The following is a 23,283-nucleotide window of genomic DNA, read 5'->3' on the forward strand; positions in this document are numbered from 1 at the left end:
GGGCTTGCGCCCAGCCGGCAGTTTGGGAGGTCAGCGCAGCGCCTGCTTGGCGAGCTCGGCGACGATCTCGTAATTCTGCGGCGTGACGAAGCCGGCGCCAGTGTCGACATTCATCGGCGCCAGGCCCAGCACCACCTGCTGGCAAAGGCTGAGGATCGGCAGATAGCCTTGCAGAAACGGCTGCTGATCGGCCGTCAGTTGCACCCAGCCGCCCTTGAACGCCTCGACGATCTGCGGGCTGGTGTCGAAGCCGAAATTGAAGATGTCGCCCGGCTTGCGCCCCGCCGCCTGCATGTAGGTGGCGACGTTGCCCAGCATCTGGCCGCCGGGATAGCCGACCGCCTTGACGTCGGGATTGTTGAGCAGGGCCGCGGTGATCACCGGTATCGCCAGATTGGGGTCGGACGCCCATTCGCCGCTCGGCGGCGACGACAGCTGGATGACCTCGACGCCGGCTTCCTTGAGTGCTGCCACGGTGCCGCGCTCGCGCGCGCCGCGGGCCTCGTTCTCGAACGGGCCGATCATGATCGCCTTGTCGCCGGACTTGAGATTGCCGAGCTTGAACGCTTCGACGCCGAGCGCGCGGCCCTGCTGCTCCTGCTGGGCGCCGACATAGCCGCCGCCGAACGCAGCCACCACCGTCGGCACCGGCACGTTCTGGTACATCATCTTGATGCCGTCCTTGTGCGCCTGTTCGGCCAGCGGCATGATCGCGGCGTCGCCGGGATGGCCCATCATGGCAATGCCGTTGGGCTTCACGGCGACGGCCTCGCGCAATTGCTGAACCATCTTCTCGACGTCCCACTGCGAGAAGATGTAGTCGACCTTCGGCCCGAGATCGGACGCCGCCTGCTTGGCGCCATTGTAGACGATGGTGCCGAAAGCGTCGCCCTCGGCGCCGCCGACGAAAAAGCGGATGTGGACATCCTTGCACCACTGGGCGTCGAGCGCCTGCGCCGGCAGAGTGGAGATGGCAGCGCACAGCGCCGTGGCGGCGGCCACGACGGTCGAGCGCAGAAGTGTCGTTCTCATTGCGATGCTCATGCACGTTCCTCCCTTTTGTCCTCGGTGAGCCGAGGGGTTTCGTCGTTCGCCTGTCGGCAGTGCTTGTCGGCAGTGCTTGGCAATCTGTCAGGCCGGCTCCTCCCACCGGCCCTCGGTCACGCCGGGTTCGGCAGGTAGGTCGCTCCTCCCCGGCATTGCTTGAGGTATTCCAGCCCGCGCACCTGGCCTGTGATTTCGAGGTCGCCGCGATAGACCGGGTCGTGCCAGCCCTCGATGTCGATGGCGCCCTTGTAACCGGCCAGCCGCAATTCGCTGATCACCCGCGTCCAGTCGCTGTCGCCAAACCCGGGCGTGCGCATCTGCACGAAGGGCAGCTTGCCGAACACGCCGTGCTCGCGGATCACATCCCAGCGCACCGTCGCGTCCTTGCCGTGGACATGGAAAATGCGCGGCGCCCATTTGCGGATCTGCGGCATCGGGTCGATGAGGTAGACAAGCTGGTGGCAGGGCTCCCATTCGAGGCCGAGATTGTCGTCGGGCAATTCGTTGAACATCAACTCCCAGGCATCGGGATTGTGGGCGATGTTCCAGTCGCCGGCCGCCCAGTTGCCATCCATGGCGCAATTTTCGAAGGCGATGCGCACGCCCTTGTCTGCGGCGCGCCTGGCCAGCGGACCCCAAACCTCACGGAAGCGCGGCAGGCTGTCTGTCAGCTTCTTGCCACGCAGACGTCCGGTGAAGCCGCTGACGATCGAAGCGCCGAACAGATGCGCATTGTCGATGACGGTTTCCCAGGCCGCGAGCACGCCGCGATCGACCTCGCCATCCTCCAGCGGATTGCCGAACACGCCGATCGACGACACGGCGACATCGGCATCGCCGATCGCCTCGCCAATCTCACCGGCGAGCCGCGCCAAATCCTTGCCGCCCAGCGTCTGCCAGAAGAAGGGCTGGATGCTCTCGAAGCCGAGCGGCAGAATCTCTTTGATGTAGGCGGCCGGGTCTTCGAGATTGGCCCGCACCATGGTGCCGATGCGGATGTCGAGAAGCGGGTTTGGCATCATGATGCTTCCTGTGTGATTGCGACGCGCCGTCCGGTCTCGGCGCTTTCGATGGCGCCAAAAACCATGGCCAGGCTTTTGATGTTGTCGCTGCCACGGGTTTCCGGCTCGCTGCCGGTCTCGATGGCGTGGATGAAATCCTTGATGATGCCGAGATGACCGCCGACGCGGTCGGCGGAATCGAGCGGCGGTACTGTGATGGGCTGGGTCAGGTCGAACAGGCCGTCGCGGACCGACAACACAACTTCGGCCTTCAGTCCGTCCTCGCCGTCCCAGACCAGGCTGCCGTGCTCGGCGACGATGCGCCACGTGCTCTCCCAGCTGGTGCGGAAGCCCGCCGCGCACCAAGAGCCTGCATAGGTGAACACCTTGCCGCCGCCGAGATCGAAGATAGCGCTGGCCGACGATCCCTGCCGGTACCAGGAATTCGCCGGCTCCCATTCCTGGCAAAAGACGCCGGCGGGATCGCCTGCGACCATGTAGCGGGCGGCGTCGAATGTGTGGATCGCCATGTCGAGCAAAAGCACATGCGCCATCTCCTCGCGAAAGCCGCCGAAATGCGGCGCGACGAAGAAATCGGCATGGATGCTGGTTGGCTTGCCGATGGCGCCGGAGTCGAGAAAGCGCCTGATGCGCCGGGCATTGGCGACGTAGCGGCGGTTCTGCACGACCGCATGGACGCGCCCCGCGTTACGCGCCGCATCGACGATGGCGCGCGCATTTTCCGGAGTATCGGCCAGCGGCTTTTCCGTCAGCAGATGGCAATTATGGGCAAAGGCGGCAAAGGCGACATCACGCCGGGCGGCTGGAACCACGACATCGAACACCGCGTCGGGCCTGGTCTGGTCGAGCACCGCGTCGAGGCTGGTGCCGATGACGACGCTATCGAGCCCGTATTCGCGTGCCCTCGCCCGCGCCCGTTCGGCGTCGAGATCGACAAGGCCGACAATGGCGAGCCCGTCGATCTGCCTCGCGGCATCGAGCCAGGCCTTGCTCATCGCACCACAGCCGACGAGGACGGCATTCATCATCCGGCATTCCTCCCGTCCGGTCCCTCCAGACCGAATGTCACGGCATTTCCGGCATCACCGTAAACGTTTCTCCGTAAACGTTTACGAGAACACACCCGATGGCGTAGAATGTCAATCGGCTGCCAGCGAAAATCATCCCGAAGCCTTGGCCTGGGCGGCAGCCGGTGCTAGCCAAGACAGGGGGAGAACTGTCCTTGGCGTCCAGCATCCATGACCTTGCGCGTCACCTGAACATTTCGATCGGCACCGTGTCGCGGGCGCTGAACGGCCGCGCCGACGTCAATGCCGACACCCGCCAGCGCGTGCTCGCCGCCGCCAAGCAATTGAACTATTCGCCCAACCAGTCCGGCCGCAGTCTGCGGCAAGGCACCACCCATTCGATCGCCTTCATGCTGCAGCCGCATCCGGGCGACCAGCAATATGGCGAACCGTTCTTCATCCCGTTCCTGATCGGTCTGCAGGGCCGACTGGCCGAGGATGACCTGGATCTGATGGTCGTCATGGGCGAGCCCGGCCAATATCAGCAGGAGAGGCTGCGCCGCGTGGTTGAGACGCGCCGGGCCGACGCGGTCGTGTTGGCCAATACACGGCGGGAAGACGATCGAATCGACTATCTCAGCAAGGCCGGCTTTCCCTTCGCCACGCTTGGCCGAAGTCAATCCGGCGACGACACCTATCCTTCGCTCGATATAGATTTCGAGAGGGCGGGTGATGAAGCCGTCGACCGGCTGGTCGCGCGCGGCCACCACCGCATTGCCGCCATCCGCCCTTCGCTTGATCTCAACTTCGGCTACCTGTTCCTCGACGGCTACCGCAAGGCGCTGGAGCGGCATGGCATCGAAGTCGACCCCGGCCTGATCGCCGACGGGTTCATCAACGAGGCAGGCGGCTACCAGGTGACGCCGCGCGTGATGCTGTCCAAGGACCGGCCCACAGCCATCATCTTCAACAATGACGCAATGGCGCTCGGCGGCTGCAAGGCACTGGCCGAAATGGGCATCAGGCCCGGCCACGACATCGCGGTGATCGTCATCGTCGACACGCCGCTCTGCCGTTATTTCTCGCCGGCGCTGACCGCCTTCCGTCCGTCGCTGGAGCCGATGGGCCGGCGGCTGGCCGAAATGTTGCTGGCCTCGCTTCCCGCCTTTGCCGGCCCGGAAGGTCCGCGCATCATCCGCGAAGTCTGGCCGCTGGAGCTGATCGCCCGCGACAGCGATTGATCCGCCGCGGAGGAAGGCCGGCGGGCCTCAATCCACCTTCTTCTCGCCCCGCTCGCCGGCCTTAACGATGTCGCCGGTGGTGAACAGGATTTCCTTCAGTTCCGTGCGCCAGTCTTTCTTCTGGCGCAGCAGGAATTCCAGATCCATGCCGAAATGCTTGAACTCCTCGCCTTGCGCGTTCTTCATGATCGCCTTGGCCTGAGGGTCTTTCTCGACCGACATGCGCTGTTCGTACCAGCTGATCGCCTCGGCCTCTTCGATCAACGAGGTGATCATGCGGGCAAAGGTCCGCACCTCCTGCGTCAGTTCTTCCGGTGGCTCGTGATACTGATCGAAACCCATTTATCCCTCCTAGGCCCGGGGCTCGACCGGCCATCGCAGGCGACGCTTGGGCTCGCGTGCAACGGATCAGGCTGGAAAATGGTTCCGGAGCGCGTGCGACACGGTCTGTCACGCAACTATCATCTTCGCGTCCTAGACCGCTCATCGGTGGGCGCGGCATCGTCGATTGCGGCGGCTTCGTCATCCGGCCGTTCCGGCCCGTTCCGTCACAAGAAGGATCTCCATGAAAAATCTGCACCGAACCGTGTCGCTCGGCGCCGCATTGGCGCTGTTTACCGCCCTGACCCCTGCCCTTGCCGACAGCACCGCCACCGTTGGCGGCTTCGTCAACAAGGGCCTGGTCGGCGTCGGCCGCATTCCGGCCGATCAGAAGGACAAGTTCGGCGAGACCTTCGGCTCCGGCTCCGGCATGTCGATCGACGCCGCAAGCTGGACCCGTGGCGCGGACGGCTACAAGGGCTCGCTCTGGTTGCTGCCGGACCGTGGCTACAATGTCGTCGGCACCACCGATTACCGGCCGCGCCTCAACACTATTCATATCGAATTCACGCCGACCGCACTGGGCGCCACGCCCACTGCCGGCCAGGAACAGACAGGCGTCAAGGCGACGCTAGCCGATTCCCTGCTGCTCACCGACGACAAGGGCGCAGACGCCACCGGTCTCGATCCGCTCAACGGCGAGCGCGCGGCCAATGGCGACCTGCCGATCCTGCCCGAGGCCAATGGCAAGCTGGCGCTCGACAATGAGGCGATCGCGCGGCTGCCCGACGGCACCATGTTCATCTCTGACGAATACGGCCCCAACATCTACCGCTTCTCGGCCGACGGCCATCTGTTGTCGGCAACGCAGCCGCCGGCCGCTTTGGTGCCGATGCGCAAGGGCGGGCCGAACTTCGCCTCCGACAATCCAGGCCCCGGTGCAGTCGAACCCGATCCGAAGGATCCCGAAACCGGCCGCCAGAACAATCAAGGCCTCGAAGGCATGGCGCTGACGCCGGACGGCAAGTCGCTGATCGCTGTGCTGCAGTCGGCGCCCCGCCAGGATGGCGGCGATTCGCCCGCGACGCGCCAGAACACCCGCGCGCTGGTCTACGACGCCTCCGACCCGGCCCATCTCAAGCTGGTGCATGAATATGCCGTGCCGCTGCCGGTGTTCAAAGACGCCAAGGACAAGACCAAGGTCGCCGCGCAGAGCGAAATCGTGGCGCTGTCCGAGAAGACCTTCCTGATGCTGGCGCGCGACAGCGGAAACGGCCAGGGGGTGAAGGGCGATACTTCGCTGCTGCGCCAGATTTTCGTCGTCGACGTCTCTGGCGCCACCGACATTGCCGGCGGCGCCTTCGATGCGGCCGACAAGCCGGTGGCGCCCAAGGGGGTGCTCGACCCCTCGGTGACGCCGGCCAAGCTGACGCCGTTCATAGACATCAACGACAACAAGGAACTCGGCCGCTTCGGCCTGCATGACGGCAAGCCGAACGACAAGAACAACCTCTCGGAGAAGTGGGAAGCGATGTCGGTGGTCAGCGTGCTCGATCCGGCGCTGCCCGACGACTATTTCCTGTTCGTCGGCAACGATAACGACTTTCTCACCCAGGACGGTTTTCAAGTCGGCGCGCCCTACAAGGCCGAAGACGGCGCCGATGTCGATACCATGTTCCTGGTCTATCAGGTCACGCTTCCGGGCCTCGCCAAGAAGTAGCCGTATACGGAGAGGCGGACGCGCCCGGCGCGTCCGCCTCTAACCGTTTGTCGGTGATCAGCGATGCCGTGAAGGCACCTATTTCAAAATCTCCGCATCCCTTGGCACGCCGGCATCGATCGCCTCGGCGGTCCGGCTCGACACGGCCATGATCTTGCCCGCGGCCGAAAGGTTCGGGCGCACATAGACCTGGGCTACGCCGTTGACCCGGCTGTAGAGGTCGATGATGTCCTGGTTCATGAAGCGCACGCAGCCCGACGACGCATTCTTGCCGATGGAATCCCATTCCGGCGTGCCGTGCAGCCGGTACATCGTGTCCTTGCCGTCGCGGAACAGATAGAGCGCGCGCGCGCCGAGCGGGCTCTGCGGTCCCGGCGGCATGCCGTCCTTATATTTCGCCAGTTCCGGCCGGCGCTGGATCATTTCGGGCGGCGGCGTCCACACCGGCCATTTCTTGCGCGCCTGGATCACGGCGCTGCCGGTCCAGCCAAACCCGGCCTTGCCGAGGCTGACGCCATAGCGCATTGCCTTGCCGCCGTCGCGCACCAGATAGAGAAAATGCTCGGATGTATCGACGACGATCGTGCCGGGTTTTTCGCCGGTCGGATCGTCCACGATCTGGCGCACGAACTTCGGATCGAGCTTGGCCACGGGGATTGCCGGCAATGAAAAGACCTCATCGACGCGCGCCGAATACATGGTGGCGGCATCGCCCAGAGCCGGTTCGGGCGCCGGAGCGGGCGTTGGCGGCACCACGACGTCGGTCGTGGTGCAGGCTGAAAGCGCCATGGAAGCGGCACCCAAAGCGGATATTCCAAGAAACGCGCGCCGGTTCAGGCGCTCGGAAAAAAGCGGATTGTCGGACATGATCCCCCCCAGCCTATTCATCATATCCAACAGGATATGCGACCCCACGCGGCGACGACCCATATCCCATTCCGAATGTTTTGAGAACTGATTAGCTTGAAGCCGCCAGGTGGCATGTTCCAATGCCGCATCGACCTTGTCCGTTAAATCGGCGATCATTGCCGGGCGGACTTTGAGATGAACCTTCGCCGAACAGCCCATGGACGAAAAAATACCACCGCGCCGGCGCACCGGCGATCTCACCAGCGGCCCAATCCCTCGCACGCTGCTGTTGTTCGCGCTTCCGGTGCTCGGTTCCAATGTGCTGCAGTCGCTCAACGGTTCGATCAACGCCGTCTGGGTCGGCCGCTTCCTCGGTGAATCGGCGCTGACGGCGACCTCAAACGCCAATCTGGTGCTGTTCCTGATTCTTGGCACCGTGTTCGGCATCGGCATGGCCGCCACCATCCTGGTGGCGCAATATGTCGGCGCCCGCGACCTGCCCGAGGCGCGGCGCATCGTCGGCACCAGCGCCAGCTTCTTCTTCCTCGTCTCGGCTATCTTCGCCGTCTGCGGCTGGATCTGGGTCGACGCCATCCTCAACACACTGGGCACCCCGCCCGATGCGCTGCCGCTGGCGCGCTCCTATCTGCGTATCATCTTCGTCGCCGTGCCGATGATGAACCTTCTGTCCTTCGTCATGACGGTGCTGCGCGGTGCGGGTGATTCGCGCACGCCATTCTTCTTCATGGCGCTCGCGGTCGTGCTCGACATCATCCTCAATCCGTTGCTCATTCGCGGCATCGGCCCCTTCCCCGAGCTCGGCATCGCCGGCTCCGCCACCTCGACGCTGATCGGCCAGACGGTGAGCGTGATCGCCATCCTCGTCGTGCTTTATGCCAGAAAGCATCCGCTGCGGCTCGCCGGCGCCAACCTCGCTCTGCTGCGGCCGGATCCGGCGCTGCTCAGGATCGTCGTCTTCAAGGGCGTGCCGATGGGCCTGCAGATGATCGTCATTTCGGCGGCGGCGCTGACCGTCATGGGCATCGTCAACTCCTACGGCTCGCAGGTCGCCGCCGCCTACGGCATCGCGGCGCAGCTGTGGACCTATATCCAGATGCCTGCACTGGCGATCGGAGCCGCAGTCTCGTCGATGGCGGCCCAGAATGTCGGCGCCGGGCGCTGGGACCGCATCGGTCGCATCGCGGCGTCCGGCGTCGGCTTCAACCTGGTGCTCACCGGCGCCCTGGTGGCGCTGCTGTTCCTCTTCGACAGGCCGGTGCTCGGCCTGTTCCTTAGCCGCGACAGCACCGCAATCGACATTGCAGCCCACATCAACAAGGTGGCGTCCTGGTCGTTCATCCTGTTCGGCGTCACCATCGTGCTGTTCGCCACCGTGCGCGCCACCGGTGCCGTGATGCCGCCGCTGATCATTCTGGTGATCTCGGTGCTGGTCGTGCGTACCGGCTTTGCCTACTTCTTCAGGAGCTACATCGGCGAGGAAGCGCTGTGGTGGAGTTTTCCGGCGGGATCGATCACCTCGCTGGTGCTGGCCGCCGCCTATTATCGCTTCGGCCGCTGGCGCACCATGCACATAATCGAGGACCGGCCGGCCGCCGGCGAGCCGCCCGACACCGGCCTCGGCATCCCGCGCGGACGGGCAAACATGGCGCCCGAGACGCCAAACGGGTGAGGCTCAGCGCGCGTATTTGACGCCGAACCCCAACGCTACGACCGAGAACAGCGTGATCATGCCGGCGAAGGCCAGGCTTGCCGTCGTCGGAGTGGCCCAACTCGACAGCAGCCCAATGCCGATCACCGGCAGCGCATTGCCGCAGAAGCAGCAGATGAAGAATGCCGACACCAATTCGGCGCGACGCTCGGCAGGTGCGATCTGGTTCACCACCTGCAGGCCGCCGCGATAGCCGAGCGCAGCCGCCACGCCGCACAGAGCGGTGGCGGCAATCATCAGCGACATCGAGGCGAAAAACTGCGCCGCAACCACCAGCCCCACCGCAGGGATCATCAGCGCCAGCGCGGCCAGCATGCCGGCGCGACTGGACAGTCGGGTCGTGGCCAGAATGGTCGCGGCCGCAACGATCGACAGTTCGAAGAACAGCGCGCCGGCCTCGGCATGGTTGGCCACATGCAGCTGCTGCGCCAGGATGCTCGGCGCCAGGGCTGCATAGAAGCCGACCAGCGCCATGGCGCCGAAACCGGTGACCGCCGGCGCCACGAAGGCAGCGCGGATATCGCTCGGCACCGATAGCCGTGGCCGCAACGAAACGTCGGTCAGCCTGCCCGGCCGGGACACGGTTTCGCGGGTACGCCAGATCAGCAGCGTCACCACCACCAGCAAGGCAAGATAGACCGCAAACGTTAGTCTCAACGGCCAGGGCGCATATTCGGCGAGCAGGCCCGATGCCAGCGCGCCGAGGCCAAGGCCAACGAAGTTGGTGCTGGTGGCGATGATTGCCGCGCGCGATTTGTCCTTACCTTCGATCAATTCGGCAAGCCAGGCCGTGCCGGTTCCCGCGCCGACGCCGATGCCAAGGCCGCTCAATATGCGGGCGACATCGAGCCATGCTACATTCTCGGCCAGCAGGAACACCACCGCGCTGACCACCGCTATGGCCATCGACGCCAGCGCCGCAGGACGGCGGCCAATGCCGTCGGACAAGCGCCCGAACATCAGCAATGCGCCGAGATTGCCGACGACATAGACGGCGTAGACCAGCGTCAGCGTGATCTGCGAGAAACCGAAGGCCTGCTTGTAGATGACGTAAAGCGGCGTCAGCACCGTGCTGCCGGCGAACAGCGCGGCGATCATGGCGGCAACCGCGGCCATCGCGGGCCGGCCATCGAGTCCGTTGTCGCGCGTCGTGGTCTCGGCATAGCTGGTCATGGCAACCTCCGGCCAATCGCCCAACGCCCAATTGCGCCCCAACGTCCATGTAAGGATGGCCGTTCCACGCGCCGAACTTCATCCTGACAACCTTGTCAGGATGGTCTTGCCCGAAGTCCTCGCTTAACGTCTTTCCATCGAGAGGGAGAATCCATGGGAAAAGGCAGAGTCGAGGCATTCACCGATGGGGTGGTCGCCATCATCATCACCATCATGGTGCTGGAGCTGAAAGTGCCGCATGGCCAGGATTTTTCAGCGCTTCTGCCGCTGTGGCCGATCTTTTTCAGCTATGTCTTGTCGTTCATCAATGTCGGCATCTACTGGAACAATCTGCACAACATGTTCCACACCGTCCAAAGGGTCGACGGCCGCGTGCTGTGGGCCAACCTCAACCTTCTGTTCTGGTTGTCGCTGATGCCGGCAACGACGGCCTTCATGGGCGAGAACCATTTCGCGCCCGTCCCCGTCGCGGTCTATGGCATCGACCTGGTGCTGTGCGCGGTCGCCTACACCTTTCTCGCCACCAAGCTGCACCATTTGCACGGCAACGACACCGCCTTCGCCAAGGCGCTGGGCAATGACCGCAAGGGCAAGATCTCGGTGGCCCTCTACGCCGCAGCCGTCCCGCTTGCCTTCGTCAACCAATGGATCGGCGTTGCGATCTTCGTGCTGGTGGCCGCCGTCTGGTTCGTGCCGGACACGCGTTTTTCGCGGGTGCTGGAAAAGTAGCGTAGGACGTCTCTACTTGCGCATCGCCTTCAGCTTTTCGGCAACCGACGCCGCAAGGTCGGCATAGCGCTCCTCCAGCCGCTCGGCCGCCTTGATGATCGAAAAATCATGGCCGAATTTTTCCAGCGCCATGCGCAATTTCTCGACGAACTCGGCCTGTTTTTCGAGTGCCGAAAACAAGGTCTTCACCTGCGCTTCGCTTATGTCCGGATTGGCAAGCATCTGCGGCACCTCGCGGCCCATCTGGTCGCCGGTGGCGGTCTGCTCCTTCAGGATCGCAACCCAGTCGGTCAATCGGCAGTCTCCCTGTTCGGCCGCAGCATGCACAGCCGCCGTTGATGCGGTCAACCCGAACACGCGGGACGGCCTTGCACGATGCGCGTCCCGCGCTAAGTTCGGTGCCACCCGAACCCTAGGAAAAAGATCATGACCTCCGACGCCGAAATCCAATCCGCTTTGCCCGCCCTCAGCCGAGGCAACGTCGCCGTCGTCACCGGGGGCGCCAGCGGCATCGGGCTTGCCGCCGCCAAAAGGCTGGCGGCTATGGGCATGAGACTGGTGCTGGCCGACATTGGCGGCGCGCGCCTCGATGCGGCCCGCCAGGCAGTCGCCGCGATCACCGGCGAGAATGCCGTGCTTGCCGTCGCCACCGACGTGTCGAAGGCCGACGAACTCGGCCGGCTGGCGGAAAAGACGCATGCCGCTTTCGGCGCCGTATCGCTGCTGATGAACAATGCCGGCGTCGGCAACAATCCGGGAAAACCGTGGGAGAACGGCGACGCCTGGAAGCGGCTGATCGACATCAATTTCTGGGGTGTCGTACATGGCGTCGATGCCTTCGCTCCGGCCATGCTGGCCTCCGGAGAGCCTGGCCTGATCATCAACACCGGCTCCAAGCAAGGCATCACCACGCCACCCGGCAATCTCGCCTACAACGTCTCCAAATCGGCATTGAAGACGTTCACCGAAGGGCTGGCGCACGCATTGCGCAACGAGCCGGGCGCGAAGGTCGCGGCGCATCTTCTCATTCCCGGCTTCACCTTCACCGGCCTCACCGAAGGAGCGGTCGAAAAACCCGCTGGCGCCTGGACCGGCGAGCAGGTGGTCGACTTCATGCTGGCTTCGCTGGCGCGTGGGGACTTCTACATCCTGTGCCCCGACAATGAGGTGATGCGGCCGACCGATGAAAAGCGCATGGCCTGGGCGATCGGCGACATCATCGAGAACCGGCCTGCTCTCTCGCGCTGGCACCCCGACCATAAGGACGCTTTCGCGGCCTTTATGGGAAACTGATCGTCGAACTCAGGCAAAGCCGAGAGTCAGGCGGCCGCGCGTTTTTTCGCGGTGCGCTTTTGCGCGACGGCCTTCTTGGCCGCGAGTTCGGCGAGCTCGTGGTCATGGCGTTTTGCCGCCCGCTCGCATTTGTCTCTGATCTCCTCGACCTCGGATTCGGTCAGGTGCTCGATGCCGATGAAATGATTGTGGCCCTCGCTGACGCGGATCAGTTCGTCGAGCTTGGCCTGAACCGCGGCGCCGTCGCGGTTCTGGGTGTTCTGGATCAGGAACACCATCAGAAAGGTGATGATCGTCGTTCCCGTGTTGATGACGAGCTGCCACGTATCGGAAAAGCCGAAGAATGGCCCGCTTACCGCCCAGACGATAACGATGGCGCAGCAGGCGATGAAAGTCGGCGGCAGGCCCGCCAAGTGCGAAACGGTGTTGGCGATTCTGGTAAACAGCTTTTCGATCATTCACATCCTCGACGGCTCAAGCGCGATAAACTGACCAAGGCCGCATTCATCGCTCCAACAATAAACAACCGGCAGCCGCTTCCGGTTCCCTGTCGCAGATGGCATCCTTGATGCAATTGAATGCACGCCAAAGGCGCAGCGCCGTGAAAAGCCGCCTTATCGGTTTGTTGCCATAGTCGCCATGCAGGCCAAAACCTGTTCGTTCCGCTTCACGCGGATTTGTCTCCAAGCCCCTTCCGCTGCGCCACCCCCGCATGGCGGAAGGGGTTCGTTGCGTTGCCGCAGACCGGCGGAACTCTTCCCGACACGTGCCGTTCAGAATTTTGGCGCCAGGATTTCGGCCAGCCAGTCGATGAAACCGCGCACGCGCGGCGAGCTCTCAGGAATGCTCTTGCTCCCAGCGATCGAGGAAATCCTCAATCGGCAAGGCCTGCATGTCGGGAACCGCTTTGGCGAGTTTCTCCGGCGGCCAGTCCCACCAGGCGAGGCTTTCGATCCGCGCCGCGATCTCGGAGGGAAAGCGCATGCGCAACGGCTTCGCCGGTACGCCGGCGACGATTGTGTAGGCCGGTACATTCCGCGTCACCACCGAATTGGCGCCGACGATCGCGCCATTCCCGATGCTGATGCCGGGCATGATGACGGCGCCATGGCCGATCCAGACATCGTTGCCGATGCCGACCGCCTTGGCCTGCCGCCGCGCGCGGAACGCCGCGTCGACGCCCAGCCAGCGGAAATACTCGTTCGGCCGGTAGCTGAGCTTGTGCTGCGTGATCCGCTCGATCGGATGCTCCAAGGCATTGATGCGGCTGTTGGCGGCGATCGAGCAGAATTTTCCGATCGTCGTGTAGATCGCCTCGGCGTGGCGCTCGAAATAGGAGAAATCGCCGACATTGACCTCGCGCAGCACCACCCGTTCGCCGATCGAGGCATAGCGGCCAAGCTTGCACGCTTTCAGCTCCGCGGTCGGATGGATGCGCGGCTCCGGATCTTTCAGGACGAGGTTTTCGGTACGGTCCATCTGGCGGATTTACCCCCGCGCAATTGCGGAAGCAATTGTCGCGTCGCCGTCGGGCCCGCAGGCGGGTCGATCTTGCGTCGGCTCCGACCGGCTATTTCGGCTTGCCGCCGGTCCACACCACGTTCTGGCCGAACAGCGGCACGGTCGTCACCGACATTTTCGCCGAGCCGTCCTGCACCTGGCGCGAATGCGAGAGATAGATCAGCGTCTCGTTCTTCTTGTCGTAGATGCGGTTCACCACCTGCTTCTTCCAGATCAGGCTGATGCCTTGCTTGAACACCTCTTCGCCGCCCTCGCTCATGTCGATGTCGCCGATGGTGATCGGCCCGGTCTGGCGGCAGGAGATCGAGGAATCAGACGGATCCTCGAACCAGTTGCCCTTGTGCAGCCGGTCGATGACGCTGCGGTCGAAATAGGAGACATGGCAGGTCACGCCGTCGATCTTGGGGTCCTTGATCGCCTCGACGATGATGTCGTTGCCGACCCAATCGACGCCGACCTTGCCGACCTCCTCTGCCGCGGCGGCACCGGCGCCAAGGGCAATGCATGCGGCCAGCGCGCCGCCGATCAGTTTCTGCCCAATCCGTCTCTGCCCAGTCCGTCTTTGCAAGGGAGCCTCCTCAGGTTCGGTTTGCCGCTCTCAGGTGGGATAAGGGCCAGCTGTTTGCAAGGTAGCGTCCAGCCCGGTTGCGGCAACGCGGCATCTTTGCCTTGCTCCCTGCGACCGGCTAAGACTGCTCGCCAACAGGAGCGCCGATCCGGCGCTCGATTTCTGCGACGGACACTTCCTGATGATGCGTTCAATTCTGGTCGGCATTCTGGTTCTGATGGCGGCGGGCATCGGCTGGCTCACCTTTGACTTCTATCGCGGCCATTATGGTGGCGAGCCGTATGGTGCGCCATTCACGCTGGTCGACCAGAAAGGCGCGCCAATCACCGAAGCCGCCTTCAGGGGAAAACCCAGCATCGTCTTCTTCGGCTTCACCCATTGCCCGGAAGTCTGCCCGACCACTTTGTTCGAAATGGCCGGCTGGCTGAAGGCGCTGGGCGACGACGGCAAGAACCTCAACGCCTACTTCGTTACCGTCGATCCAGAGCGCGACACGCCGCCGGTGATGAACACTTACGTCAGCAATTTCTCCGACCGCATCGTCGGCATATCGGGCGATCCCGACAAGGTGCACGCCATGGCGAAGTCCTTCAACATCTACTGGAAGAAGGTCGACACCGGCGACGGCGATTACACGATGGACCACACCGCCTCCGCGCTGCTGCTCAACGCCAAGGGCGAGTTTTCGGGCACCATAGCCTATGGCGAAAGCGCCGATACCGCGATCGCCAAGCTGAAGCGGCTGGCGGCAGGCTAGGCATGATCCCGAAATGTGGAATCCGGTTTTCTCGGACAGAAAAGTGTTGTCCAGAGATCATGCTCAAGCAAGAGAACAGCTGATGGGTCAGACCAGGCTCCACTTCATCGCTGGGAAGATCGAGGCCGACCGCATCTTTGCCGCGCTCGAGCCAGCTTTCGAGGATGAAGGCCTGCCGATCGCCGTGCTCGAAGTCGATGAAGACCGCGACATCTACGAGGTTTCGCTCTACACCGACGGCAATGTCGACGCGGTTGAGGCGCGGCTAAGGGACAGCCTTGCCGGACTGTCCCTGTCGAAGCCGATCGAGCGCGAGGTTCTGCCCGACATCGACTGGGTGGCGCGCTCGCTGGAGGGACTGAAACCGGTGCGCGCCGGACGTTTCTTCGTCCATGGCGCGCATGACCGCCGGAAGCGCCACAGCGGCGAACTCGCCATCGAGATCGAGGCCGGCCTTGCCTTCGGCACCGGCCATCACGGGACCACTGCCGGCTGCCTCGAAATGCTGGAACGGGTCGTGCGCCGCGAACGTCCCAGGAATGCCCTCGACCTCGGCACCGGCAGCGCGGTGCTGGCGATCGCCGTCGCCAAACTGGCGCATATTCCGGTGCTGGCGACCGACATCGATCCGATCGCCGTCAGGGTCGCCGCCGCCAACGCCCGCCTCAACCACGTCAAGGCACTGGTCGAAACGGTGACGGCGCCCGGCTTCCACCACCCGATCTTCGGCAAGCGCGCGCCTTTCGACCTCATCGTCGCCAACATATTGGCGCGGCCGCTGATGCGGCTGGCGCCTGAGATGGCCAGGCACATCAGCCTCGGCGGCTCGATCGTGCTGTCCGGCATCCTCGAGCGCCAATGCAATGCGGTGATCTCGGCCTATGTCGGCCAGAATTTCCGGCATGTCAGGACCTTGCATCGCGAAGGCTGGGTGACGATCCACCTGAAGCACTGAGACGCAACGCGCTTTGGACCAATCCGAGCCTGTTGCGATTGGCGAAAATCGATTCCGGTTTTCCGGGTCATGCGCTACGGTCGCGCCCGATACAGGAGGCATACCATGTTCCAGACCTTCGATTCCGCAGGCGACCCCAGCGTCGGCAAGCCGCGCGTGACGTTGCTGCGGCGATGGCTGGCGGATAATGGCCTCGACGGTTTCCTGGTGCCGCGCGCCGACGAGCACCAGGGCGAATATGTCGCCGATCGCTCGGCGCGGCTGAAATGGTTGACTGGCTTCAGCGGCTCGGCCGGCGTAGCACTTGTGCAGCGTGACCGCGCCTTCATGTTCGTCGATGGCCGCTATACCTTGCAAGTGCGCCACGAGGTCGATCTCGACATTTTTGCGATCGAGAGTCTCGTCGACAACCCGCCGGCCTCCTGGATCAAGGACAATCTCGGCAAGGGCGCCAGGCTTGGCTTCGACCCGTGGCTGCACACAATCGCTGAGGTCAAGGCGCTGAAAAACTCGGCCGAGCAATCCGGCGCGACGCTGGTGCCGCTCGACAGGAACCCGATCGACATCATCTGGAAGGATCAGCCGGCGCCGCCCGTGGCGCCGGTCGAAATCCACCCGATCGGCTTTGCCGGGGAACTGGCGAAGGACAAGCTGGCGCGGCTGGTGGCGGCAATCGGCAAGGAGGGCGCGACGCACGCCGTGCTCACCGACCCCTCCTCGATCGCCTGGGCCTTCAACATCCGTGGCGGTGACGTGCCGCACACGCCGCTGGCGCTCGGCTTCGCGATCCCTGCCGCCGACGGCAAGCACCAGCTGTTCATGGACCAGCGCAAGTTTTCGCGCACGGTCGCCGCCTATCTCACCCAACTCGCCGATCTGCACGAGCCCGGCGAATTCGAGGCGGCGGTCGTTACCCTTGCCAAGGGCGGCGCCAAGATCGCGCTCGACCCGGTGCTGGCGGCGGAGAAGCTGAGAATGCTGGTCGAGGACAATGGCGGCGCATTTGTTTCAGCGGCCGATCCCGCCCGCATTCCGCGCGCCACCAAGAACCAGGCGGAAATCGCCGGCAGCCGCGCCGCGCACCGCCGAGACGGGGCGGCGGTGGCGAAACTGCTGTGCTGGCTGGAACGGCAGAAGCCGGGCACGCTCGACGAAATAACCGTTGTCACCAAGCTGGAGGAGGTGCGCCGGCAGACCGGCGAGGAAACGCAGATGCCGCTGCGCGATGTCTCCTTCGACACCATTTCCGGCAGCGGTCCGAACGGCGCCATCATGCACTACCGCGTCTCGCGCGCCACCAACCGCGAGCTGGCAAACGGCGAGCTGTTCCTGCTCGATTCCGGCGCCCAGTATCAGGACGGCACCACCGACATCACCCGCACGGTGCCGATCGGCCAGCCGACCGAGGAGATGCGCGAGCGCTTTACGCTGGTGCTGAAGGGCATGATCGGCATTTCGACGCTGCGCTTTCCCGCCGGCACGCGCGGCTCGGAAATCGACGCGGTGGCGCGCATGGCGCTGTGGAAGCATGGCTGCGACTTTGCCCATGGCACCGGCCATGGTGTCGGCTCGTATCTGGCCGTGCATGAAGGGCCGCAGCGCATCGCCCGCACCGGCACCGAAAAGCTGCTGGCCGGCATGATGCTCTCCAACGAGCCCGGCTATTACAAGGAAGGCTCCTACGGCATCCGCATCGAGAACCTGATCCTGGTGACACCGGCTGAACAGGTGGAGGGCGGCGACATCGCCATGCACGGTTTCGAGACGCTGACACTGGCGCCGATCGATATCAGGCTGATCCGCACCGACCTGCTGACGCGCGAGGAGTTGCACTGGCTGGATACTTACCATGCCTGGGTGCTGGCCGAGATCGGCCCGATGCTCGACGGCGAGACGCTGGCCTGGCTGGAGAAGGCAACAGCGCCGCTGCCGCACGACGCCAAGATCTGAAATGAGCTTCTTTCTCCCCGTCACTATACGGGGAGAAATGCCCGGCAGGGCAATGAGGGGCGGCGCCGACCGTTCGAAACTGATCTGCCGGCAGGCGCCCTATGCCACAAACTGCCGCGCGAGGATCAGCACCACCGCCCCGGCCAGAAACATCGCCATCAGGCCGGCGCGCAGCGAGACCACAGCGGCGACGACCAGTGCCGCCCATTCCGCCGGTCCGGCGCTGAGTGCGGCGGGCGCCACCAGCGTCGTCAGCACCGCCGCCGGCACGGCGTTCAAGCCGGCATCGACGCGTGGATGGATGTGGTCGAAGCGCGAGATCACCAGATGGCCGCCGACGCGGGTGAGATAGGTGGCGATCGCGCTGGCAATGATGATCCACAAGGTGGCGCTCATCGTTTTGCCTCCACACCGCTATGGTGCGGCGGCAGGATGACGGCCAGAAGCACGCCCGCAACGGCGCCGATGGAGACGTGCCACGGCGATCCCACCGTCTTGTAGGCAATGATCGAGGCAGCGGCACTGGCAATCACCACCGGCAGCCACAGCGGCCGCTTGCGAAAGCCCATGACCAGGCCAAGGAAATAGATCGGCAGCAGGAAATCGATGCCCAGCGCATGCGTGTCCGGGATCAGCTTGCCGAACACCGCGCCCAGCGCGCTTTCAATCCCCCAGAACACATAGACCGGCAGGCCAAGGCCCATGTACCACGCAAATCCAACGGACTCGCCGGCTTCGGCCCTGCGCTCGGCCACCGCGAACTGCGGATCGGTGAGCACGAAATAGCCCAGCCCCTGCTGGATGACCGGCCAATGCGCGATGCGCCGACCGATGCTGGCGGAGTAAAGCACGTGACGGAAGTTTACCGCGAAGATTGACAGCACGATCAGCCATGGCGCGACATGCTGACCGAACAATTCGATGCCGACCATCTGGCTGGCGCCGCCGAAGATCAGCGCGCTCATCAAAAAAGCTTCGAGAACGGAAAAGCCGTTGTCGACGGCGATGGCGCCGAACAGCAACCCAAACGGCGCCGCCGCAACGACCACTGGCATCGACAGCCGCACGCCGTCCCAGAACTCGCTCTTCGCACTTTTTTCGGAAATTGCTTCCACCGCCATAGACCGCTCCTTCACGAAGCGCGGTATGTAGGTGAGAGCCGGCGGGCTGTCACACCAATTCGCTTGAGCCAAATGATCAGCGGAAATGATCGCCGCCAACCGTACATTAGCTAATGGAGATATTCCGAATATCTTAGGAAAATGTAATTCGCAAAAAGCGCGACAACGATAGCTATAATTACGTCACGCATGAAATAAAGTGGGGTCTTGTTTTGACTAACTCGAAAAGTTTCTTTGCGAGGGATGTGGATCGCGAGATCGCCGGACAATTCGGCATCCGAATCGCTAACACCAGAAAGGGTAATTTCGTTTCCCTTTTTCAAATCAGTAGCCCCCGCCTTTGGCCGCCCAAGCCTACAGTCTTTTTTTACGACACCTTTCCCTACTCTGTATCATCATCTATCGGCTCTGTAACGCTCACTAACTGTGATCGCTTGGCTTATTTAGGCCAAAGATGGCATTGGCTTTACTCACCTCAGCTGACGAAATAACGCCGCCATTCGAAGTCGGTGATGTGCGAGACGTGCGCTTTCCTTGCCTGGCGTCTGGAAGCGAGTCATGAAGGTGGCGAGCAGAAAGAAGCACAGAGGGGTTCGGATGATCGCTTATGATTTCACCGGCAGGCACGCAGTCGTCACCGGCGCCGGTGGCGGCATGGGCGAGGCGATCTCGCTGGCGCTGCTCGAGGCCGGCGCCTCGGTCACCGCCATCGACGTCAAGCCGCGTCCGGCGTCGCTTGCCGCCTATGACGACCGGCTCACCTTTGCCCAGGGCGACCTCACCGAGGCCGCCTTTGTCGAGCAGACCATCAATGCCGCGGGCCGCAAGCGCGGCGGCATCGATTATCTCGCCAATGTCGCAGGCGTGCTCTGGTTTGGCCGCGACAAGTCGGCCCTCGAGATGGACCTCGATGTCTGGGATGAGGTCTTCAACATCAATCTGAAGTCCTTCGTCCACACCGCGCGGGCGGTGGTTCCGCAGATGCGGGTCGGCGGACGCGGCGGCGCCATGGTGCACTTCTCCACCATCCAGTGGTATCGCGGCGACCCGACCCCGCAGGATGCCTACCAGGCCTCCAAGGCCGGCGTCTGTGCACTGTCGAAGTCGCTCGCCATGCAGCTTGCCGGTGACCGCATCCGCTCCAACTCCATCTGCCCGGGCATGGCGTTGACGCCGCTGCAGGCGCGCTGGGACACCGAGGAGAAACGCGCGGCCGTTGCCAATTATGCGCCGCTCGGCCGCATCGGCACGCCGCAGGACATGGCCAATGCCGCGCTATTCCTGCTTTCCGATGCGGCAAGCTACATCACCGGCATCGAACTGGCAGTCGACGGTGGTCTTTTGATGCGGATGTAGCCGTGCAGTGCGCCGGGCTGATTTAGCTCCGCGGTGCCGTGCCCTGGATCGCCCTGCCCCAGTCGAGCAGCGGCTTGGCGCGCAAGGCGAAATCGACAAGCTCGTCGACCAGCGTCGGCGCGTGAATTCCAGCCGGATCGATCATGTGCTGGACATAGAAGTGCCGGTTGCGGATGGCGTCGACAAGATCGGGTTCGTTGACCTGCTCGAAGCCACGCGGCGTGCGCTTCATGCGGCCCTCGGTTTCAAGTTCGAAGCCGTTTTTCTTCAGCGTTGAGAGCAGTTTTCGGAACTCGGCCGGCCGGGCGACGATCGCCTTGCGCATCGCCAGCAGCAGGGACGGCTCCGGATTCCACCAGGCGACATCGGCAAAGCAGCGGTCGATCCCGACATAGACGAAGAACACGCCCTGCTCCATCTTGGTGCCATCCGGCGATAGCATGGCCGACAAATGCTGGTTGTAGGGCCGCTTGTCCTTGGCGAAGCGCACGTCGCGGTTGATGCGAAACAGTGACTTCTTGCGGTCTCCGCGCAAGCCCAGACCCGCCGCCGCGAAGCGCTCGGTCAGCGTCTCGACCAGATCGCAGAACGGCTCATGCAACTCGCTGTCGTAAAGCGCGCGGTTTTCCTGGAACCATTCGCGGCTCTGGTGGAAGTCGAGCGCCTTGAGGAACGGGATGGCTTTTTGCCCGAACCCTTTGAACGAACCGGCCATCACGCCTTGCCGACCCGTCGCAGCCAGGTGTCCTCGTCGATGACTTCGACGCCGAGTTCACTGGCCTGCTTCAGTTTGGAGCCGGCGCCCGGCCCGGCCACCAGCAGATCGGTCTTCGCCGACACCGAACCCGCCACCTTGGCGCCGAGCCGTTCGGCCATCGCCTTGGCTTCGGAGCGTGTCATCTTTTCCAGCGTGCCGGTGAAGACGATGGTCTTGCCGGCAACCTCGCTGTCGGCCGAGACGGTGACGACATACGGCTTCGGCTTGACCTGTTCGAGCAGTCTGTCGAGCACATCGTCATTGCGTTCATTGCCGAAGAAATCGCGCAACGCGTCGATCACCGTGTCGCCAATGCCGTTGATGGAGGGGAAGACGCTGTGCGGATCCTCAGCCGCCGCCGTTTCCTTGCCGACGCGGATCAGCTCCTCGATGGTCGAAAACGTCCGGGCAAGCACGGCCGCCGTCGTTTCGCCGATATGGCGGATGCCGAGTGCGAAGATGAAGCGGTCGAGCTCCGGCTGGCGGCGCGAATCGATGGCCGCGAACAGCTTGTCGAGGCCTTCATAATTGCGGTCCTCGACACCGCGCACATTCTTGCGCGCCTTGCCCGATGCCGCCTCGCGCAGCCTGGCCTGCTCCTCGCGCCGCTCGGCCAGCGCCCTGGTGACGGCTGGGCGGCGATCCCTGAGGGTGAAGATATCGGCGGCGGTCTTGACCAGTCCCGAATTGAAGAACAGGTCGATATTCTCGGCGCCCAGCCCCTCGATGTCGAGCGCGCCGCGCGACACGAAATGACGCAGCCGCTCCACGGCCTGCGCGGCGCAGATCAGCTCGCCGGTGCAGCGCCGGCGGGAATCCTCCTTGCCGGTCTTTTCGTTGATTTCGCGCGTCGCCGGCGAGCCGCAGACCGGACAAATGTGCGGGAATTCGTAAGGCACCGCATCAGCCGGCCGCTTGTCGACGACCACGCTGACGATCTGCGGAATGACATCGCCCGCCCGTTGTATGACAACCGTGTCACCGATGCGGACATCGATGCCGTCGCGAATCGGCAGGCCGTTGCTGTCAAAACCCTTGATGTAGTCCTCATTGTGCAGCGTGACGTTTTCGACCACCACGCCGCCGACCGTGACCGGCGCCAGCCGCGCCACCGGCGCCAGCGTACCGGTACGGCCGACCTGGATGTCGATCTTCTGCACCGTCGTCATCGCCTGTTCGGCCGGGAATTTATGCGCAACCGCCCAGCGCGGCTCGCCGGTGACAAAGCCCCAGCGACGCTGCAATTCCAGCTGGTCGACCTTGTAGACGACACCGTCGATGTCGTAGCCGAGCGACGAACGCAGCTCCTCGATCTTGTGGTAGTGCGCGATCAGCTCCTCGACAGACTTCGCCCGCACCATCAGCGGGCTGACCTTGAACCCCCATTCGGCGAATTTCTGCACCGAATCGTATTGGGTCGGCGCCGGATCCGCTGTCGTGTAGCCCCAGGCATAGGCAAAAAATTTAAGATTGCGGCTGGCGGTGACGGACGCATCCTTCTGTCGCAAGGAGCCCGCTGCCGTGTTGCGCGGATTGACATAGTCCTGGCCCCCCACCGCCGCCGAGCGGGCCTTCAGTGCCTCGAATTCCGCATAGGTCATGTAGACTTCGCCGCGGATCTCGATGGTCTCGGGCCAGCCCGANGATGTCCTCGCCGACAGTGCCGTCGCCGCGCGTAGCACCCTGCACGAACACACCGCGTTCATAGCGCAGCGACGCCGACAGGCCGTCGATCTTCGGCTCGGCCGTAAACGCGATGTCGAGGTCCTTGTCGCGGTCGAAGAAGCGCCGGCCACGCTCGATGAAATCGGTGACGTCCTCGTCTGTGTAGGCCTTGGCGAGGCTGAGCATCGGCACCGCATGGCGCACCTTGGCAAAGCCTTCCGCCGGCGCGGCGCCGACCCGCAGCGAGGGCGAATCCTCGCGCACCAGACCGGGAAACCGCTCCTCGATGGCAAGGTTGCGCCGCCGCAACGCGTCATATTCCGCGTCCGTAATCGTCGGCGCGTCCTCGGCATGATAGCGCCTGTCATGACCGGCGATCTCCTCGGCCAGCCGCTGGAGCTCATCCGCGGCTTCGCTTTCGCTCAACGATTCGACTGGTTTTTCAGACATGCAGCGGTCCCTGGACAGTGGCGCGACACCATAAATCAGGATTTCGGAAAAA

Annotated in this window: 23 protein-coding genes and 1 pseudogene; 9 read left to right on the plus strand and 15 right to left on the minus strand. The window is 63.7% G+C overall.

Features of this window, described 5'->3' with window-relative positions:
• Nucleotides 1–30: 30 nt before the first annotated feature.
• The 3 genes from X757_RS159870 to X757_RS159860 form a co-directional block, all read right to left on the minus strand.
• Complete coding sequence (locus tag X757_RS159870; RefSeq protein ID WP_023682113.1) at nt 31–1,044, minus strand: substrate-binding domain-containing protein; 1,014 nt, start codon at nt 1,042–1,044, stop codon at nt 31–33.
• Between the two features lie 116 nt (nt 1,045–1,160).
• Nucleotides 1,161–2,069: a sugar phosphate isomerase/epimerase gene (locus tag X757_RS159865; RefSeq protein ID WP_023832879.1), complete on the minus strand. Its 909-nt coding sequence runs from the start codon at nt 2,067–2,069 to the stop codon at nt 1,161–1,163.
• Nucleotides 2,066–3,097, minus strand: a complete 1,032-nt coding sequence (locus X757_RS159860; RefSeq protein WP_023725344.1) for a Gfo/Idh/MocA family protein — start codon at nt 3,095–3,097, stop codon at nt 2,066–2,068. The genes X757_RS159865 and X757_RS159860 overlap by 4 nt, the downstream gene beginning before the upstream one ends.
• Before the next feature lie 194 nt (nt 3,098–3,291).
• Here X757_RS159860 and X757_RS159855 point away from each other — a divergent pair, with 194 nt between their 5' ends.
• Nucleotides 3,292–4,317, plus strand: coding sequence for a LacI family DNA-binding transcriptional regulator (locus X757_RS159855; protein WP_023725345.1), 1,026 nt, complete (start codon nt 3,292–3,294; stop codon nt 4,315–4,317).
• 27 nt (nt 4,318–4,344) lie between these two features.
• Here X757_RS159855 and X757_RS159850 read toward each other — a convergent pair whose 3' ends face one another.
• Nucleotides 4,345–4,659, minus strand: coding sequence for a hypothetical protein (locus tag X757_RS159850; protein ID WP_023712452.1), 315 nt, complete (start codon nt 4,657–4,659; stop codon nt 4,345–4,347).
• A 223-nt stretch (nt 4,660–4,882) separates the two neighbouring features.
• Here X757_RS159850 and X757_RS159845 point away from each other — a divergent pair, with 223 nt between their 5' ends.
• Nucleotides 4,883–6,358 carry an esterase-like activity of phytase family protein gene (locus X757_RS159845; protein WP_023725346.1) on the plus strand — a complete coding sequence of 492 codons (1,476 nt, stop codon included), beginning with the start codon at nt 4,883–4,885 and terminating at the stop codon, nt 6,356–6,358.
• Nucleotides 6,359–6,436: 78 nt separating this feature from the next.
• Here X757_RS159845 and X757_RS159840 read toward each other — a convergent pair whose 3' ends face one another.
• A complete protein-coding gene (locus tag X757_RS159840) occupies nt 6,437–7,225 on the minus strand; it encodes a L,D-transpeptidase (RefSeq protein WP_023725347.1) in 789 nt (262 codons plus the stop codon).
• Nucleotides 7,226–7,424: 199 nt separating this feature from the next.
• On the opposite strand from X757_RS159840, the gene X757_RS159835 reads away from it, so the two are divergent.
• Nucleotides 7,425–8,897 carry an MATE family efflux transporter gene (locus tag X757_RS159835; protein WP_023725348.1) on the plus strand — a complete coding sequence of 491 codons (1,473 nt, stop codon included), beginning with the start codon at nt 7,425–7,427 and terminating at the stop codon, nt 8,895–8,897.
• A gap of 3 nt (nt 8,898–8,900) precedes the next feature.
• Here X757_RS159835 and X757_RS159830 read toward each other — a convergent pair whose 3' ends face one another.
• Nucleotides 8,901–10,109, minus strand: coding sequence for an MFS transporter (locus X757_RS159830; RefSeq protein ID WP_023725349.1), 1,209 nt, complete (start codon nt 10,107–10,109; stop codon nt 8,901–8,903).
• 153 nt (nt 10,110–10,262) lie between these two features.
• Here X757_RS159830 and X757_RS159825 point away from each other — a divergent pair, with 153 nt between their 5' ends.
• A complete protein-coding gene (locus X757_RS159825; RefSeq protein ID WP_023668299.1) occupies nt 10,263–10,838 on the plus strand; it encodes a TMEM175 family protein in 576 nt (191 codons plus the stop codon).
• A 12-nt stretch (nt 10,839–10,850) separates the two neighbouring features.
• Here X757_RS159825 and X757_RS159820 read toward each other — a convergent pair whose 3' ends face one another.
• Nucleotides 10,851–11,132 carry a hypothetical protein gene (locus X757_RS159820; protein WP_023668298.1) on the minus strand — a complete coding sequence of 94 codons (282 nt, stop codon included), beginning with the start codon at nt 11,130–11,132 and terminating at the stop codon, nt 10,851–10,853.
• A gap of 132 nt (nt 11,133–11,264) precedes the next feature.
• Here X757_RS159820 and X757_RS159815 point away from each other — a divergent pair, with 132 nt between their 5' ends.
• Nucleotides 11,265–12,131, plus strand: a complete 867-nt coding sequence (locus X757_RS159815; RefSeq protein WP_023725350.1) for an SDR family NAD(P)-dependent oxidoreductase — start codon at nt 11,265–11,267, stop codon at nt 12,129–12,131.
• A 26-nt stretch (nt 12,132–12,157) separates the two neighbouring features.
• Here the strand turns inward: X757_RS159815 and X757_RS159810 are convergent, their stop codons facing one another.
• The 4 genes from X757_RS159810 to X757_RS159800 all read right to left on the minus strand — a co-directional run bounded on the left by X757_RS159810 (nt 12,158) and on the right by X757_RS159800 (nt 14,220).
• A complete protein-coding gene (locus X757_RS159810) occupies nt 12,158–12,589 on the minus strand; it encodes a low affinity iron permease family protein (RefSeq protein ID WP_027050613.1) in 432 nt (143 codons plus the stop codon).
• Nucleotides 12,590–12,635: 46 nt separating this feature from the next.
• Nucleotides 12,636–12,818, minus strand: a complete 183-nt coding sequence (locus tag X757_RS1000000167780; protein ID WP_023688045.1) for a hypothetical protein — start codon at nt 12,816–12,818, stop codon at nt 12,636–12,638.
• A 150-nt stretch (nt 12,819–12,968) separates the two neighbouring features.
• Nucleotides 12,969–13,610 carry a DapH/DapD/GlmU-related protein gene (locus tag X757_RS159805; RefSeq protein ID WP_023688044.1) on the minus strand — a complete coding sequence of 214 codons (642 nt, stop codon included), beginning with the start codon at nt 13,608–13,610 and terminating at the stop codon, nt 12,969–12,971.
• Nucleotides 13,611–13,701: 91 nt separating this feature from the next.
• Nucleotides 13,702–14,220 (minus strand): CreA family protein, encoded by a 519-nt coding sequence (locus X757_RS159800; RefSeq protein WP_023753104.1) that lies wholly within the window; start codon nt 14,218–14,220, stop codon nt 13,702–13,704.
• A gap of 181 nt (nt 14,221–14,401) precedes the next feature.
• Between X757_RS159800 and X757_RS159795 the strand changes: the two genes are divergently transcribed.
• From X757_RS159795 to X757_RS159785, 3 genes are all read left to right on the plus strand, one after another.
• Nucleotides 14,402–14,977 (plus strand): SCO family protein, encoded by a 576-nt coding sequence (locus X757_RS159795; protein ID WP_023682124.1) that lies wholly within the window; start codon nt 14,402–14,404, stop codon nt 14,975–14,977.
• A gap of 82 nt (nt 14,978–15,059) precedes the next feature.
• Complete coding sequence (locus X757_RS159790) at nt 15,060–15,932, plus strand: 50S ribosomal protein L11 methyltransferase (protein ID WP_023682125.1); 873 nt, start codon at nt 15,060–15,062, stop codon at nt 15,930–15,932.
• A gap of 105 nt (nt 15,933–16,037) precedes the next feature.
• On the plus strand, nt 16,038–17,882 hold the full coding sequence (locus X757_RS159785) for an aminopeptidase P family protein (RefSeq protein ID WP_023725351.1): 1,845 nt from the start codon (nt 16,038–16,040) through the stop codon (nt 17,880–17,882).
• Nucleotides 17,883–17,981: 99 nt separating this feature from the next.
• Here X757_RS159785 and X757_RS159780 read toward each other — a convergent pair whose 3' ends face one another.
• Both X757_RS159780 and X757_RS159775 read right to left on the minus strand, forming a co-directional pair.
• The gene (locus tag X757_RS159780; protein ID WP_023725352.1) at nt 17,982–18,278 is read right to left on the minus strand and encodes an AzlD family protein; all 297 of its coding nucleotides are present in this window, start codon (nt 18,276–18,278) and stop codon (nt 17,982–17,984) included.
• Nucleotides 18,275–19,003, minus strand: coding sequence for an AzlC family ABC transporter permease (locus X757_RS159775; RefSeq protein ID WP_023725353.1), 729 nt, complete (start codon nt 19,001–19,003; stop codon nt 18,275–18,277). The genes X757_RS159780 and X757_RS159775 overlap by 4 nt, the downstream gene beginning before the upstream one ends.
• A gap of 597 nt (nt 19,004–19,600) precedes the next feature.
• On the opposite strand from X757_RS159775, the gene X757_RS159770 reads away from it, so the two are divergent.
• Nucleotides 19,601–20,359 (plus strand): SDR family NAD(P)-dependent oxidoreductase, encoded by a 759-nt coding sequence (locus tag X757_RS159770; protein WP_023725354.1) that lies wholly within the window; start codon nt 19,601–19,603, stop codon nt 20,357–20,359.
• Nucleotides 20,360–20,381: 22 nt separating this feature from the next.
• Here X757_RS159770 and X757_RS159765 read toward each other — a convergent pair whose 3' ends face one another.
• Together X757_RS159765 and ligA are read right to left on the minus strand one after the other, a co-directional pair.
• On the minus strand, nt 20,382–21,074 hold the full coding sequence (locus X757_RS159765; RefSeq protein WP_023712440.1) for a DUF2461 domain-containing protein: 693 nt from the start codon (nt 21,072–21,074) through the stop codon (nt 20,382–20,384).
• Nucleotides 21,074–23,231 (minus strand): annotated as a pseudogene (gene ligA, locus X757_RS01000000164530) (NAD-dependent DNA ligase LigA). Before ligA ends, X757_RS159765 begins: the two are co-directional and overlap by 1 nt.
• Between the last annotated feature and the right edge of the window lie 52 nt (nt 23,232–23,283).

Source organism: Mesorhizobium sp. LSHC412B00 (assembly GCF_000503035.1).
Lineage (GTDB): Bacteria > Pseudomonadota > Alphaproteobacteria > Rhizobiales > Rhizobiaceae > Mesorhizobium.